The sequence below is a fragment of the Chloroflexota bacterium genome (assembly GCA_034717495.1).
Classification (GTDB): domain Bacteria; phylum Chloroflexota; class Anaerolineae; order JAAEKA01; family JAAEKA01; genus JAYELL01.
On record JAYELL010000038.1, the window covers coordinates 146893 to 163321 of the forward strand.

The following is a 16429-nucleotide window of genomic DNA, read 5'->3' on the forward strand; positions in this document are numbered from 1 at the left end:
CTGGAACACTCATGACTCACCCACTGGTCACCCAACTCCGTTTCGCCCGCAGTGAGTTCGTGCGCTGTCTGGATGGCGTGTCCGATGAGGATTCCCGCAAGCGATACCTACCCATGAACGGCATCAGCTGGATGATCGGCCATCTGGCCAACCAGGAGCAGTGGTACTGGCTGATCCTGGCTGAAGGCAGGTCTGTTGTTCCAGGACTCAACGACCTGGTAGGCTATGGCAAGCCTGCCAGCACGCCACCCCTGGCAGAGATGTGGACCGCGTGGCGTGAGGTGACTGCCGCGGCCGACGAGTATCTGGACACGGTGACCGGCGAGACTCTGTTGTCCCATTTCGACTGGGAAGGAGAGCCGGTCGGGGAGAGCGTCGGCACCTTGTTGCAGCGCAACCTCTATCACTACTGGTTCCATACTGGTGAGGCCCACGCCGTGCGCCAGATGCTGGGCCATCCCGATCTGCCCCAGTTCGTAGGCGGGTTTGGCGAGGCGGTGTATCGTCCCGAAAGGCCTGCCTGATAAGGGTCTCTGCCGATCAATTGACACCACCCACCATACATTTGTTAGGAGAGGAGACACGCTCCAATGCAATTCAACATCATCGGCGAGAACATTCACATTATCTCGCCCAAGGTCAAGGCAGCAGTACGGGATCGTAACGTCAAGTTCTTCCAGGACCTGGCCGTCGCTCAGGTGGAAGCTGGCGCGGTAGCGCTGGACCTGAATATCGGGCCGCAGAAGAAACATGGTCATGAGATCATGCCATGGCTTGTGGAGATCGTCCAGGAAGTGGTGGATGTCCCTCTCAGTTTCGACACCATGAACCTGGCTGCCATCGAGGCAGGCTGCAAGGTGGCCAGGGTGCAGCCTATCATCAACTCCACCTCGGCCGACCCTGAGCGTCTGGAAACAGTAACGCCCCTGGCAAAAAAGTACAACACCAAGCTCGTCGCCCTCACCATGGGCACCGGCATGATCCCCGTTGGCGCCGACGAGCGGGTCAACATCGCGCTGGAGACCCTGATCCCCAAGGCGCTGGAACTTGAGATTCCCGTCGAGGACCTGATCATCGACCCGCTCTCCCTGACCGTGGTGGGCTGCCAGGAATACGCGCCCGAGTGCGTCGAGGCGGTGCGCATGCTCAAATTTGCCTGGGACCCGCCGCCGGCGGTATCGGTGGGCCTGTCCAACACATCCAACCGGGTGCCCCACGCCTTGCGCCCGCTGATCAACCAGACCTACCTGATCATGCTCATGGGCGCAGGCCTGGACACCGCCATTGCTGACCCTCTGGACGAGGGCGTGGTCGAAACGATCCGCATCGTCGAGCAGCGGGACGAAAGCACAGCGCTAAACCAGCTCAAGCTGCGCCTCTTCGACGCCACCATGGAGATGGACACCCTTCAGCCCGAGGATGTGGACTTCGACGATCCCGACCAGGTGGCATTCTGGAAGACGGTGCAGATCCTGCGGAACGACGTGATCTACACCGACTCGTATCTGGATTTGTAGCATGGTTGCTGAAGGCGCAGAGTCGCAGGGCTCCAAATGTCCCAATAGCACATAGGACGCAGGGGCGCAAAGTCTCAGTGTGCCTGCAATGAAAGGATTACCGGCATTGCCGGATTCTTGGGGGAACATGAACGGAAAGGATGAAAGGCAAAGAAGACCTCGCGGATACGAGAACACGGAAATCTTCAGGCTGAGCAAACGCCTGGCGGTTGAGATCCACAGGATGACGTTGGCGGAATTGCCAAAGTTCGAGCTGTACGAACAGGGTTCGCAGATCAGACGCTCCAGCAAATCTGTTGTCGCCAACTTCGTTGAAGGCTATGGCATGCGTCGATACAAAGGCCAGCACAGCGTATACGTCAACCGGTCAATTGCGTCCAATGACGAGACCAAGGCGCACCTGGAAATGCTCCACGAGACCGGCTCTCTCAACGCCAACCGCTACAGGCATTTCTACAACAACTACCGTCGCCTTGGTGCTATGCTCTAGAACTGCTTGAAGTCACTCGACGCCTAACCCGCGACCTTGCGACCTTGCGACCCTGCGACATCTGAAGGAGTTGTAACATGACCACAAACGGACAACGCAACGGACACAACGGCTCCGCCGCGCCCGTCGGTGCTGTCATGGTTGTCGGCGGCGGCATTGCCGGCATGCAATCGTCGCTGGACCTGGCCGATGCTGGCTACAAGGTCTACCTGGTGGAAACCCAGTCCGCCATTGGCGGGCACATGGCCCAGTTGGACAAAACCTTCCCCACCAACGACTGTGCCATGTGTACCATCAGCCCCAAACTGGTGGAGGTGGGTCGCCATCCCAATATCCATGTCATGGTGGACAGCGAAGTCACGGGCATCGACGGACAGGCCGGAAACTTTCATGTCGAGGTGAAACGCAAAGCACGCTACGTTGACGTGGACAAGTGCACCGGCTGTGGGGAGTGCCTGGACGTCTGTCCCGTAGTCCTGCCGCCACTGTCCAACGTCTTCGACGAGGCGCTGCTTGATCGCCGGGCTGTCTACCGGCTCTATCCCCAGGCCGTGCCCAGTGCGGTTACCATCGATAAGCTGGGCGTTTCACCCTGCCGGGATGCCTGCCCCATCAGCCAGCGGGCCCAGGGCTATATCGCCTTGATCCGGGAGGGACGCTACGCCGACGCTCTGCGGGTCATCCTGGAGGACAATCCCTTTCCGGGCATCTGTGGGCGCATATGCAACCACCGCTGCGAGGATGCCTGCAACCGCGGCCTGGTGGATGACCCCATCGCCATTGCCTCGCTAAAACGCTTCGTCACCGACATGGTTTATAAGGCGCCGCGGGAGCCGCTGCCGCGGCGCGAGCGCACGAAGCAGGAAGAGATCGCCATTATTGGCGCGGGGCCGTGCGGCCTCACCGCTGCCCGCGACCTGGTGCGCGATGGCTACGGCGTGACCGTGTTCGAGACGCTGCCCGTGGCCGGTGGCATGTTGCGCGTCGGCGTGCCCGAATACCGCCTGCCCTCCTGGATCATCGAGCGGGAGGTGCAGAACATCCTGGACGAGGGGGTGACGCTCAAGCTCAACCATCGGGTCGAGGACATCGACTCGCTGTTCGATCAGGGCTTTGACTCCGTGATCATCGCCGTGGGCGCGCACGTGGGTAAGAAGCTGCCGATCCCCGGCTCGGATCTGGAGGGTGTACTGCTCAACACCGTTTTTTTGCGGGATGTGCGCCTGGGCAACCTGCCAAAGCTGGGAAAAAGAGTCGTAGTGCTCGGCGGCGGCAACGTGGCTATTGATGTGGCGCGCACGGTCGTCCGGCTGGGCGTGCCCGAGGTGCACCTGGCCTGTCTGGAAAGCCGGGAAAAGATGCCCTCCCACCAGTGGGAGATCGAGGATGCCGAGGCGGAGGGGGTGATCATGCACCCCGCGCACGCCTTCAACCGCATCCTCGACGACGGCAGCGGGCACGTGGCCGGCATCGACGTCAGCGATGTCAGTTTCATGGAGTTCGACGCCGAAGGCCGGTTGGTTCTGGAGACAGTGCCCGACTCAGAACACGTCATCGACGGCGATACCATCATATTCTCCATCGGTCAGGCAGCAGGTTTGGCCTTCATTCCCGAGGATAGCGGCGTTGGCACCACGCGGCAGGGCCTGGTGGCGGTCAATCCCAATACGCTGGCGGCGACCCGACCGGGCGTCTTCGCCGCGGGCGATGCTGTGACCGGCACCGCATTCGTGGTGGACGGCATCGCAGCCGGCCACCAGGCCGCCGAGTCGGTGAAGAAGTTCCTGCAGGGTGAGGAGTTGGAGCCGAAGCCCAGGCCTGACCTGCCGGTGGTCACGTTGACGGAGGAGGAAGTTCAGGCCACGGTGGAGAGTGGCCTGGTGAGCCGCACGGGCCGCATCAAGATGCCCGAGCTGGACGTGGATGCCCGCCGCAACAGTTTCGCCGAGGTCGATCTGGGCTACAACGAGGCCCTTGCTCAGGAGGAGGCGGCCCGCTGCCTGGCCTGTGGCCATTGTTCCGAGTGTCTGAGCTGCTGGTACATCTGCGGTGTGGACGCCATCGACCACGACATGGTCGAGACCCACGAGCAGGTCAACGTCGGTGCCGTGATCCTGGCGCCTGGCTACACGGCCTACAATCCCGCCTTTGACGAGGAATATGGCTTCGGTCGTTATCCCAATGTGGTTACTTCGCTTCAGTTGGAGCGGTTATTAAGTGCCAGCGGACCCACCTTCGGTCATGTCAATCGCCCTTCCGATGGCAAACCGGCCCACAAGATTGCTTTTCTACAATGCATCGGTTCACGCGATCAGAATCACGACTACTGCTCTGCTGTATGTTGCATGTATGCTACCAAGGAAGCCATCATGTGCCGCGAGCACGATCCGGAGGTGGCGTGCCATGTGTTCATGATGGATATGCGGGCCTACAGCAAGGGCTATTACGAGTATTACAAACGAGCCGAGGATCGTTACGACATTCAATATACTCGCTGTCGTGTGTCGGAACTCAAACATGACCTGGCAACGGACGACCTGATCCTGCGCTATCAGACCGACGATGGCAAGCTGGTGGCTGAAGCATTCGACATGGTGGTGCTCTCGGTTGGCATGGAGATGTCGCAAGAAGTCAAAACGCTGGGACGCGACCTTGGCATTCAGCTTGACGATTACGGTTTTTGTACCACCGTGCCCTTCAAACCACTGGGAACCAGCAAGGCGGGCATTTTTGCCTGTGGACCCTTTGTGGAGCCCAAGGATATTCCCGAGACGGTGGTGGAGGCCAGTGGGGCTGCCGCCATGGCCGAACGATTGTTGGCTCCTGCCCGCGGCACGCTGATCACGCCGGTGGAATACCCACCCGAACGGGATATTGTCGAAGAAGAACCCCGGGTCGGCGTATTTGTTTGCCACTGCGGTTCCAATATTGGCGGCTTTCTGGACGTGCCTGATGTGGCTGAGTATGCAAAAGACCTGCCTGGTGTGGTCCACTCTGAGCACAACCTCTACACCTGCTCCCAGGACAGCATCGTTCACATCACCGAGCAGACCAAGGCGCTGGGGCTGAACCGAGTTGTGGTCGCCTCCTGCACGCCCCGTACCCACGAAGGGTTATTCCAGGACAGCATTCGCCAGGCCGGGCTCAACCCCTACCTGTTCGACATGGCCAACATCCGCAACCAGGTGTCGTGGGTGCACTCAGACAACTGGGGCGAGTCCACAGAGAAGGCCAAGGACCTGGTGCGCATGGCCGTGGCCCGGGCCACCCACCTGAACCCGCTGCACAAGGAAACGCTGCAGGTGCAGCAGAAAGCCCTGGTGGTCGGAGGCGGCGTGGCCGGCATGAGCGCTGCACTGACCCTCAGCGAGCAGGGCTTTCCTGTTGATCTGGTGGAGCGGACGGGGGAGTTGGGGGGGAATCTGCGGCATTTGCATTTCATGCCGGATGAAATGGCCAATGATCAACAATCAATGGTCAATGATCAATTGCCAATTGCTAATAGTCAACGGTCAGCGGTCAAGGATCAAACGTCGTCCGAAGCCTCGTTAACCATTGACAATTATTCTCCTCAGGCTTTCCTCGCCGACCTGCTGGCAAGCGTCAAAGGCGACGACCGCATCACTGTGCACCTCAACACCGAGTTGGCCGACACGACCGGCTTTACGGGTAATTTCACCAGTAGGCTGCGGAGGAACCCCCCTTCAGTTCCATCCTCTCCGGAGGATGGCCGGAATGGCCAGGCGGTCGAGACAATCACGATCCAGCATGGCGTCACCATCGTTGCCACCGGCGGTCAGGAGTACCGCGGCAATGAGTATGGCCTCGGCCAGGATTCCCGGGTGGTGACTGGCCTGGAGTTCGAGGTGCTGTTGGCCGAGTGGTCGGGGGAGCAGAGGATCAGAGGGGCAGAGGATCAGTGGGTCAGAGAATCGGGTGATCAGATTCCACATTCCGCCGCCTTCCTGCTCTGCGTCGGCCCGGCCGAGAACTACTGCGGTCGCACCTGCTGCACCTCGGCGTTGAAGCAGGCTATCAAGTTGAAGGAACTGAATCCGGCTGTGCGCATTACGGTGCTGTATAAGGATATCCGCACCTATGGATTCAAGGAGCGGCTGTACACGCGCGCGCGCGAGCTGGGCGTGGTGTTCATGCGCTATGATGAGCAGCACAGGCCGGAGGTCGGAGGGCCGGGGGATCAGAGGAACGGAGGGACGGAAGGTCAGCGGATGGGCGTGCCGGTTGAGATTCGGGCCTGGGAGCCGGCGTTTGATGAGTGGATTACGTTGACGGCAGATCTGTTGGTGCTGAGTGTGCCGATGGTGCCGGCTGAGGGCACGCACGAGCTGGGCATGAAGCTGAAGCTGCCGATTGACCTGAACGGCTGGTTCCTGGAGGCCCACCCCAAGCTACGGCCGGTGGATTTCGCCTCCGATGGGTTTTATATGGCAGGCGCCGCGCATTTTCCCAAGTTCGTCGACGAGGCGATTGCCCAGGCGCAGGCGGCTGCGGCTCGCGCGGCCACGGTGCTCAGCCATGAGACCATGACGGTCGGTGGCGCTATCGCGCAGGTAGACCCGCAACTGTGCGTCGGCTGCCTGACCTGTGTACGTGTTTGTCCCTATGGCGTGCCGACGGTCGATGGCGCGCAGTCGGGCATTGGCGGCATTTTGGGCGCGGCGTTGATCAATCCGGCCATGTGCCACGGTTGTGGCGTCTGTATGGCGGAGTGTCCGGCGCGGGCGATCCAGCTCATGCACTATCGGGACGATCAGGTGGAGATTAAGATTGATGCGTTGTTTGGGTTGGAGAGGCTGGATTGATTGCCAATTGATCATTGACCATTTCCAATCCCGGAGCACCCCATGAGCACTGAAAACAGCTCAGAACTGAACGTCAACAGTGATTCCTTCCAGCCCCGGATCGTTTCCTTCTGCTGCAACTACTGCGCCTATGCGGCGGCGGATCTGGCCGGTTCGCTGCGTTTGAGCTACCCGCCCAACATTCGCGTCGTGTTGTTACCTTGCACCGGCCGGTTGGACTTGCTGGAGGTGTTGCACACTTTCGAGCGCGGTGCAGATGCGGTGATGGTGGCCGGATGCCTGGAGGGCGACTGCCATTTTCAGGAAGGCAACCTCAACGCCCGGCGTCGTGTCGAGTACATGCAAAGCTTGTTGGCAGAGATCGGGCTGGAGCCGGAACGCATCCGAATGTTCAATATGTCCTCGGCCATGGCCGCCGCCTTCGCCGAGGCCAGCACCGAATTCACGGTGGCTATTCAGAGCCTTGGTCCCAGTCCGCTGGGCAAACAGCCTGTCGCAGAAGCTGAGGCCAGCGAACCAGAGGTGGCTGCCGTGGCAACGTGATCTATATCCTACCCAAGTCCATCAATCCAAGCTACAATACCAGTAGCCGAGCCAAATTCACACCTTTTCTGATTTCTCATTCTCTCCTCCCGGAGGTGTTAGATGATCGTAGCTGAACAGAAGCCGCTGGATGAAATCAAGGAGATGCTGTCACCCTACGACAAAGTGCTCGTAATGGGCTGCGGCACCTGCGTTACCGTCTGTTTTAGTGGCGGGACGAAGGAGGCAAGTGTGCTGGCGTCCATGTTGCGCATGTCTGCCAGGCTCGATGGCGCGCCCAAGCAGGTGGACGAAGTCACCGTGCAGCGCCAGTGCGAGTGGGAGTACCTGGACACCGTCAAGGACCAGGTCGCAGCCTACGATGCCGTGCTTTCATTAGGCTGCGGCATCGGCGTTCAGGCCATTGCCGAGCATTTCAAGGCCACCCACGTTCTGCCGGGCCAGAACACGGCCTTCCTGGGCCTGCCCACGGAGCAGGGGGTCTGGGAGGAGCGCTGCGCGGCCTGTGGCGACTGTATCCTGGATGTGACCGGCGGTATCTGTCCCATCGCTCGATGCGCCAAGCAGTTGCTGAACGGACCATGTGGCGGCTCGCAAGCAGGCGAGTGCGAGATCGACCCAGACGTGCCCTGTGTCTGGCAGCTTATTTGGGAACGAGCCACGGAACTGGGCCAGGTCGAGCGGTTGCTGGAGGTTCAGCCTGCCAAGGATTGGAAGACCAGCCGCGACGGCGGCCCTCGAAAGATCGTGCGCGAGGACCTGAGACAGGTCTCGCTTGACCTGGATGAGCATCTGTAGCGGCACCTTTGTTTTCGACACTTGCCCACGAGCTCCCATAAGCTCCCATCTCTAGGAGAACCAACATGACCGAAACTGCCGTCATGGAAGAAACAACCGATTTTGCCCTTAAATCGAACAGCAACCTGGAGCGCGTGCTGGATGCCGGCCATTTCGCCGTTACCGGTGAGCTGGGTCCGCCAAAGAATGCCAACGCCGATGTGATTCGGCGCAAAGTGGAACTGTTGCGCGGGCTGGTCGATGCAGTTAACATAACAGATAATCAAACTGCCATCGTAAGAATGTCCAGCATCGGCGCCGGCGCTATTCTGGTGCAGGAAGGATTGGAGCCGGTGATCCAGATGACCTGCCGCGATCGCAACCGGCTGGCCATTCAGGCTGACCTGCTGGGCGCGTACGCGCTGGGTATGCGTAACTTGCTCTGCCTGACCGGCGATCACCAGACTTTTGGCAACGAGCCGGGTGCCAAAAACGTGCATGACGTCGACTCGATGCAGCTTGTGAATATGGTCAAAAACCTGCGCGATGAAAAGCATTTTCAGGGAGGAGAGGCCATCAAGGCCAACGAGCCCCGCTTTTTCATCGGTGCTGCGGCCAACCCTTTTGGTGATCCCTTTGAGTGGCGGCCCTATCGGCTGGCGAAAAAGGTTTCAGCAGGTGCAGACTTCATCCAGACTCAGCTCATCTATGACCTCCCGAAGTTCAAGGAATATATGCAACGGGTTCGGGATCTTGGCCTGCACGAGAAGGTCTATATTCTGGCCGGCGTGGGTCCTCTCAAATCGCCTGGCATGGCCCGTTACATGGCCAACAATGTGCCGGGCATGGACGTTGAGCCCTGGTATGGCGAGCGCATGCAGGCGGCCGGCAAGGGCATCGAGGACAAAAAAGAGCGTGGCAAGGCGTGGCGAGCTGAGGGTATTCAGATCTGTATCGAACAGATTCAGGAGTTGCGTGAGATGGAAGGGGTTGCCGGTGTTCATGTCATGGCTATCGAGTGGGAACGCGCCGTGCGGCCCATCGTCGAGGGCGCGGGGTTGTTGCCTCGCCCGACCTTCGAAGATGTTGGCAGCAACGGGACCGGTGACTAGCGCTGGGTTTTCAGAGCCCCTGTCGAGTCATTGCGAGGAGATCGAGCGTAGCGGCCGCGCGAACGAGTCCATGGCTCGCCACAAGCGAGATCGACGTGGCAATCTCTCATTGTGAGCGGCACAACCCAGTCTGACCTTCAGATCGGCATCGAGATTGCTTCGGCCCATTCGGAGATTCGGCGTTCGAACAATCTGACGCTGGGCCTCGCAACGACATGATCAATCCATTGTTTAGCAATACACTTGGTTTTTCGATCCGAATCTGTCACGAATTGTATGAATTAAGCGAATTAGGTTTCTATCATTCGGTATTCGAGCAATTCGCCCAATTGGTGGCCAACTGATCATTTGGAGCAACAATGAACAAAATCGCAATCACTGGCAAGGGCGGCGTTGGCAAGACCACCCTTTCATCCGTGCTGGCCTACCTGTACGCGGAGCAGGGCATCGAGGTGTTGGCTGTAGACGCCGATCCTGCCTCCGGGTTGGCCGTGTCACTGGGATTCCCACCCGACATGGTCGAGTCCATCGAGCCGATTTCCGAGATGGGTGACCTGATCTACGAACGCACTGGCGCCAAACCGGGCACCCTCGGCGGTTTTTTCAGCCTGACGCCCAAGGTAGATGACATCCCGGAGCGTTTCAGCGCCACCTGTCGCGGCATACGCCTGCTGCGCCTGGGCACCATCAAGATCGGCGGCACCGGCTGCCTTTGTCCCGAGAACGCCCTGCTCAAAGCCCTGACGACCCACCTGTTGATGCGCCGCAATGAGGTGCTGATCCTGGACATGGAAGCGGGCGTGGAGCATCTGGGCCGGGGCACCTCGCAGGCCGTAGACGCCATGATCATCGTCATCGAGCCGGGCCGGCGTAGTGTGGGCGTTATGGAAGATATCAAACGTTTGGCCACCGACCTGGGAATGAAGAACCTCTACCTGGTGGCCAATCGCATCCGGGGCGAAGCCGACAAGGAATTCATCCGCAAGATGGCCGGTGATCTCCCTGTGCTGGGCTTTCTTCCCTACGATCCCCAGGTTATCGAGGCCGACTTGACCGGCCAGGCCGTTTACGACATCGCGCCTGAAACAGTGGTGGCAGCGCGGGAGATGTTACAGAACCTCAACTCGAGCGACGGCTCGACATCTTAAGGAATGGTCAATTGTCAACGCGAGAGATTGCCACGTCAGCCTCCCCGAGCCTCGGCTTCCTCTCAATGACCAACCAGGAATCTAGGTCAGCCGGGCATAGGTTGACCATTAACCATTGACAATCAGGGAGCAGCCCATGAGCGGCACCACAACACGAGAAACATCATCCACCGGCATTCGCCTGATCGACATCGTGCAGGAAGCGACGGGCAGCAACGTCTTCCTCTGCTACCAGTGTGTCAAATGCACCAGCGGTTGCCCGTTGGCCGAGTATTTTGACCTTACGCCAAACCAGGTGATGCGGGCGGTGCAGCTGGGCATGGATGAACAGGCCTTGAGCAGCAAGGCCATCTGGCTGTGCGCTGCCTGCCAGACCTGCACGACCCGCTGTCCCCAGGGCCTGGATATCGCCGGCACCATGGACGTCCTGCGCATGGAGTCGCGGAAAAGAGGCTATGAGCCGGCTGTGCCCGAGGTTGCCGCCTTCAATGACGTCTTTTTGCGCAACATCAAGTTGCTGGGGCGCTCCTACGAAGCCGGCCTGATGGCTGAACTGAATCTGCGCAAGCACAAGCCAATGGATGATATGGACCTGGGTGTGGAGATGATCTTCAAGCGCAAGATCGCTCTGCTTCCCCATTTCGTACGGCCTCCCAAGAATCCAAAGAGGGAGGAACGGGCCGAGAACGAGGTAGCCTACTTCCCTGGCTGTTCATTGCACTCCACCGCGCCGGAGTTGAATCGCTCGACCCTGGGCGTGGCCGAAGCACTGGGAATCACGCTGACGGAGCCCAAGGGATGGCTATGCTGTGGCAGCAGCCCTGCCCATGCCGCCGACCCCTTGCTGGCCGACTCTCTGCCGATTACCAACCTGTCCTTGATCGAACGCAGTGGTTTCGATGAGATGGTAGCGCCCTGCGTGGCCTGCTATGGCCGTTTCAAGACCGCGGTGCACCACACCAGCCACGATCCCCAGTGGAAGGCCGAGGTCGAAGAGGCCGTGGGCCAAAGCTACGAAGAGGAAAGCGTCAAGGTCTGGTCGTTGGTGGATCTGATCCTGGAAAAGGTGGGCATCGAAGCCATCCAGGAGCAGATGGTCAAGCCGTTGGAGGGGCTGAAAGTGGTCAACTACTACGGCTGCCTGATGACCCGGCCGCCGGAGATCATGCAGGCCCCCAATCCGGAGAACCCCCGCACCCTGGACCGGCTGATGGAGGCGCTGGGCGCGGAGAGCCTGGACTGGAGCTACAAGACCGATTGCTGCGGCGCCAGCCTGAGCCTGAGCGATGCCGGCATCGTCCTGGAGCTATCCGAGAAGATCCTGCGGGCGGCGCAAGCACGCGGCGCCGACGCCGTGGTCGTGGCCTGCTCCCTGTGCCATGCCAACCTGGATGCCAGGCAAAAGCAGATGAGCCTGGAGCAGCCGATCCCCATCATCTACTTCACGCAGTTGATGGCCCTGGCCCTGGGCCTGGATGAGAAGGCCATGGCGCTGAACAAAAACCTGATCGATCCACGACCCTTATTGGCGGAGAAGGGATTGCTGAATTAACATGCTAGTCAAAGATCGAATGACGCCTGATCCTTTCTGCGGGACGCCGGAGATGCCCGTCACCGAGGCCCAGGCGCTAATGCGAGAGAAGCGGATCCGGCACCTGCCCATCGTGGATGACGCCGGCAAGCTGATCGGCCTGGTGACGCAGCGAGCCCTCATGAAGGCCCTGCCCTCGGATGTGAGCCACTTCAGCAAGTTCGAGATCAGCTACGTGCTGGCCAAGATCACAGTCAAGGACGTGATGGTCACCGACGTCGTGACCATCGACGAGGACACAGCTATCGAGGAAGCAGCCCGCATCATGGCCGACCGGCGGTTGGGCTGTCTGCCCGTCATGCGCGACGGTGAGCTTATCGGCATCATCACCGACAACGACCTTTTTACCCTGATGGTAGACGTGCTGGGTGCCCGCAACGAGGGGCTGAGAGTCACCGTGTCGCAGCCTGATCGGGCCGGCGAGGTGGCTCGCATCTCTTCAACCATCGCCAGCGCCGGCGGTTATCTGTTGGCCTACATCACCTATCCCACCCGGGACCCGGCGGTCTGGTCGTCGGTGCTCAAGGTCACGAACCTTTCGCAGGACAAGTTGGTGGATGCCCTGGGGAGGTTGGAGGGGATAGTCGTTGAGGATGTCAGGGTGATGTAGGGTTGGAGAAGTGGGAAGTTGGAAAATGAGTAAGTGTATACAGTAAATGAGTATACAAGTACATAAGTACATAAGTAAAAAAAAGTAGGCTATCCTACTTGTCTACTTGCTTGTAGTTTAGGAGAATTTATGACGATCGGACGAAGTAAGCCTGATGGCGCAGTGCTCGTCGTCGGTGGCGGTGTGGGAGGCATGCGCGCCGCCGTCGATCTGGCCGAGGCTGGGCTCAAAGTATTTCTGATCGAACGGGAAGCCACTCTGGGCGGCCGGGTGGCACAATTGGGCTATATGTTTCCTACCCACGACTGCGTGCTCTGTCGTGGCACCTCAGACCATGGCTATGGTTGTACCAGGCCTGCCATCTCGCCCGCCTTCATGGACAACAATGTCCACCCCAATATCGAGATCATGACCCTGACCGAAATCCTGGCTGCCAGCGGATCTGCCGGCGATTTCGCTATCGACCTCCGGCACCATCCTCGCTACGTGGCGATTGACAAGTGTACCAACTGTGGCTTGTGTGCTGTTGTCTGCCCTGTGCATTTGCCCAGTGAGTTTGAGGAGTCCATCGTCACACAGATGGCCGTGCACAAAAGTGCGCCTCGCTCTCTGCCCGACGCCTACTTTATCGACAAGGGCGATTACTGCGAGGATTGCGGGCGGTGTGTCGAGGTCTGTCCCACCGATGCTATCGATCTGGATGAAACGATTCAAGATGAGACGATTCGGGTCTCTGCGATTATCCTGGCTCTGGGCTACAATCTGTCGGATGCCTCTGTGCTGGAGGAGTACGGCTACGGTCGTTATCCCAATGTTATCCATAGCATGCAGTACGAGCGCTATGTCAGCCGCTCCGGGCCCACCGAGGGCATGGTGATGCGGCCATCGGACAACCAGTCGCCGAAACGGATCGCCTGGCTTCAGTGCATCGGCTCGCGCGATCAGGAGCATCCCTACTGCTCTTCGATCTGCTGCATGTACGCCACAAAGGAAGCAGTGCTGGCCAAGCAGCGCCTCGATGGCGTGGATTGCCGCGTGTTCATGATGGACGAGCGGGCCTTCAACAAGGAATTCAACGCCTATTTTCACCGTTCCAGGGATGAGTTTGGCGTTGATTACGTGCGCTGCCGCATCTCCGGGTTGAAGGAAGACCCGTTGACCAGCGACCTGATTCTGCGCTACCCATCCGATGGTAACGGCACCATGGTGGAAGAGCGCTTCGACATGGTGGTGCTGTCGGTGGGCGTTCAGCCACCTGGAAGCGCCGAGTCCCTGGCCGGCATGATGGGCTTCGATCTCAACGACTATGGTTTCTGCGCCACCGATAAGTTTGCACCCCTGGAGACCAGCCAGCCGGGCATTTACGTCTGCGGGGCCTTTGCCTCGCCCAAGGAGATCGCCGAGACGATCATCGATGCCTCAGGCGCGGCCGGTGACGTTATGCGTCTATTCCACGGTGAACTGGGCCAGAATCCTTCCAGCCGCGAGTTTCCCTTCCTGAGCAAAGGAGCGGCTGAGTTTCCGCCTGAGCGGGACGTTTCCGGCGAACCACCCAGGGTAGGTGTCTTCGTCTGTGAGTGTGGACCCTCCATCGGCGGCGTTGTCGACGTCAATCGCGTTGTGGATCAGGCCCAAAGATTTCCCAACGTGGTTCATGCAGCCAACGTGGACTACGGTTGTTTTCCCGCCGGCATGGATGCCATCAAGGACGCGATTGCCGAGCATAGTTTGAACCGGGTTGTGATCGGCGCCTGCAGCCACCGCACTCATGAGCCCCTCTTTCAGAGAACGGTGCGTCAGGCAGGGCTTAACGCCTATCTGATGGAGATGGCCAACATCCGGGAGCAGTGTGCCTGGGTGCATCCTCATGAGCCTGAGAAGGCAACACGCAAGGCCCTGGAACTGATCCGCATGGCAACCGCACGGGCCAGCGTTCTGGAGCCAGTTCACAAAGCGGTGGTGGAACCGGCCCGGCGGGCGCTGGTGGTTGGTGGTGGTGTGTCCGGAATGACCGCGGCCCTGGCCATCGCCGACGGTGGGTTTGAAGTGGTCCTGGTGGAACGCAGCGAGACGCTGGGTGGCAATCTCCAAAACATTCACTTCGTGGTGGAGGGTTACAATCCCCGGCGGCTCAGGCGCGATCTGGTCAACCGCGTGCGCTCCCACGAGCGAATTTCCGTGCATAGCAGCACCGAATTGGCGATGCATGCCGGGCATGTGGGCAACTATCGGGCTATCCTGCGAAGCCGGGATGGCAGTGAACAGGTTGTGGCTCACGGTGTGACCATCGTGGCAACCGGCGGACAGGAGGCTCGTGGCAGGCGATATCTGCTGGCAGAACATGAAAAGGTCATCACACAGCTTGAATTGGAAGAGGCTATTGCCTATCGCCTGGACGAGATCGCCAGGCTTAAACATGTGGTGATGATCCAGTGCGTAAAACCCGATAATGTTGAGCACGACTACTGTTCCCGGGTTTGCTGCACCAGCACCATTAAAAACGCCATGCGTATCAAGGTGGCCAACCCCGATTGCCAGGTGACGGTGCTCTACAAGGATATCATTACCTACGGTTTTCGCGAGCAATACTATACAGAAGCCCGACGGCGGGGTGTGGTCTTTGTGCGCTACGACGACGAGCATGAGCCGGTGGTCGAGGACGCAGGGACGCAGGGAGGTGGGGACGCTGAGATTAGTGTCCGCGTGTACGAACCTACATTCGATCAGTGGATGACGCTGAACCCCGATCTGCTGGTCCTCAGCATGGCTATCCAGCCCTCGGATGGCACCGATGCGCTGGCCGATCTGCTGGGCGTTCCTCTCTCGGTTGAGGGATTCTATCAGGAGGCCCATGTCAAGATGCGGCCCATGGACTTCACCGACGAAGGAATCTTTGTCGCCGGCATGGCCCACTATCCCAAGTTCATCGAGGAGAGCATCAGCCACGCCCTCGCGACAGCCGGGCGGGCCATGACTATTCTCTCCAAACAACCGCTCTTTATGGGCGGGACCATTGCCATCGTCGATCAGGATAAATGTGTGGGCTGTCTGACCTGCGTGCGCACCTGTCCCTTCAATGTTCCGAAGATCGACTACGAGAAGGCGGGTGTTGGAGGGATCATCGGTGCCGCCTATATCGAGCCTGCCCTGTGTCAGGGGTGTGGAACCTGTACCGCGGATTGCCCGGCTTCGGCTATCCAGGTGTTGCCCTACGCCGACGACCTGATGCTGCAGTCGCTGAGCGGCGTTTTGGGCAGTTGGGTGCCGGTGGTGCCGTAACCAGTAATCAGTATGCGGTAAGCCTAAGGCCCTTTTCCAAAAACTGATCACCGATCAGCAATTGCGGATCGGAACTTGCAGGAAGAGTGAATAAATGACGGACAACGGCTTCGAACCGGAAATCACAGCATTCATGTGCAACTACTGCGCCTATATGGCAGCGGATACGGCTGGGTCGCTCCGCATCCTCTATCCTGCCAACGTAAAACTGGTCAAGCTGCCCTGCACCGGCAAGACTGACCCGCGCTTTATTCTTCGTGCTTTTGAGGAAGGTGCCGATGGCGTTTATGTAGTGGCCTGTCCCATCGGAAACTGCCATCACGTGCGAGGCAACGAGCGGGGCCTGGCCCGGGTGAAATATACGCGACAGCTCCTGGAGCAGGTGGGCCTCGAGCCAGAGCGACTGGAAATGTATTTTCTGTCGGGCGGACAAGGCGGCGCCTTTGCCGATGCAGCCAAGGAGATGACGGAACGAATCAGGACATTAGGACCGAATCCGTTGAAGGGGGTCGTTTCGGAGAAGGATTGATCCCTTGAAG

At 59.4% G+C, this 16429-nt stretch carries 12 protein-coding genes; all 12 read left to right on the forward strand.

Annotated elements, in window-relative coordinates; genetic code table 11:
- Positions 1–11: 11 nt before the first annotated feature.
- Positions 12–524, forward strand: coding sequence for a DinB family protein (locus tag U9R25_07670; GenBank protein MEA3335774.1), 513 nt, complete (start codon positions 12–14; stop codon positions 522–524).
- A 66-nt stretch (positions 525–590) separates the two neighbouring features.
- Complete coding sequence (locus U9R25_07675; protein ID MEA3335775.1) at positions 591–1517, forward strand: dihydropteroate synthase; 927 nt, start codon at positions 591–593, stop codon at positions 1515–1517.
- Positions 1518–1605: 88 nt separating this feature from the next.
- A complete protein-coding gene (locus U9R25_07680) occupies positions 1606–2007 on the forward strand; it encodes a four helix bundle protein (protein ID MEA3335776.1) in 402 nt (133 codons plus the stop codon).
- Between the two features lie 77 nt (positions 2008–2084).
- Positions 2085–6830: an FAD-dependent oxidoreductase gene (locus tag U9R25_07685; protein ID MEA3335777.1), complete on the forward strand. Its 4746-nt coding sequence runs from the start codon at positions 2085–2087 to the stop codon at positions 6828–6830.
- A 42-nt stretch (positions 6831–6872) separates the two neighbouring features.
- Positions 6873–7373 (forward strand): hydrogenase iron-sulfur subunit, encoded by a 501-nt coding sequence (locus U9R25_07690; protein ID MEA3335778.1) that lies wholly within the window; start codon positions 6873–6875, stop codon positions 7371–7373.
- Positions 7374–7475: 102 nt separating this feature from the next.
- Positions 7476–8171 (forward strand): methylenetetrahydrofolate reductase C-terminal domain-containing protein, encoded by a 696-nt coding sequence (locus tag U9R25_07695; protein ID MEA3335779.1) that lies wholly within the window; start codon positions 7476–7478, stop codon positions 8169–8171.
- Positions 8172–8236: 65 nt separating this feature from the next.
- Entirely contained in the window at positions 8237–9262 is a 1026-nt protein-coding gene (locus U9R25_07700; protein MEA3335780.1) for a methylenetetrahydrofolate reductase, read from the forward strand.
- A 359-nt stretch (positions 9263–9621) separates the two neighbouring features.
- Positions 9622–10410: a carbon monoxide dehydrogenase accessory protein CooC gene (locus U9R25_07705; GenBank protein MEA3335781.1), complete on the forward strand. Its 789-nt coding sequence runs from the start codon at positions 9622–9624 to the stop codon at positions 10408–10410.
- Between the two features lie 136 nt (positions 10411–10546).
- Positions 10547–11962, forward strand: coding sequence for a heterodisulfide reductase-related iron-sulfur binding cluster (locus U9R25_07710; GenBank protein ID MEA3335782.1), 1416 nt, complete (start codon positions 10547–10549; stop codon positions 11960–11962).
- A gap of 1 nt (position 11963) precedes the next feature.
- Positions 11964–12611 (forward strand): CBS and ACT domain-containing protein, encoded by a 648-nt coding sequence (locus U9R25_07715; GenBank protein MEA3335783.1) that lies wholly within the window; start codon positions 11964–11966, stop codon positions 12609–12611.
- Between the two features lie 129 nt (positions 12612–12740).
- Positions 12741–15890, forward strand: a complete 3150-nt coding sequence (locus U9R25_07720) for an FAD-dependent oxidoreductase (protein MEA3335784.1) — start codon at positions 12741–12743, stop codon at positions 15888–15890.
- A gap of 94 nt (positions 15891–15984) precedes the next feature.
- Positions 15985–16419, forward strand: coding sequence for a hydrogenase iron-sulfur subunit (locus tag U9R25_07725; protein ID MEA3335785.1), 435 nt, complete (start codon positions 15985–15987; stop codon positions 16417–16419).
- The last annotated feature ends 10 nt before the right edge of the window (positions 16420–16429 follow it).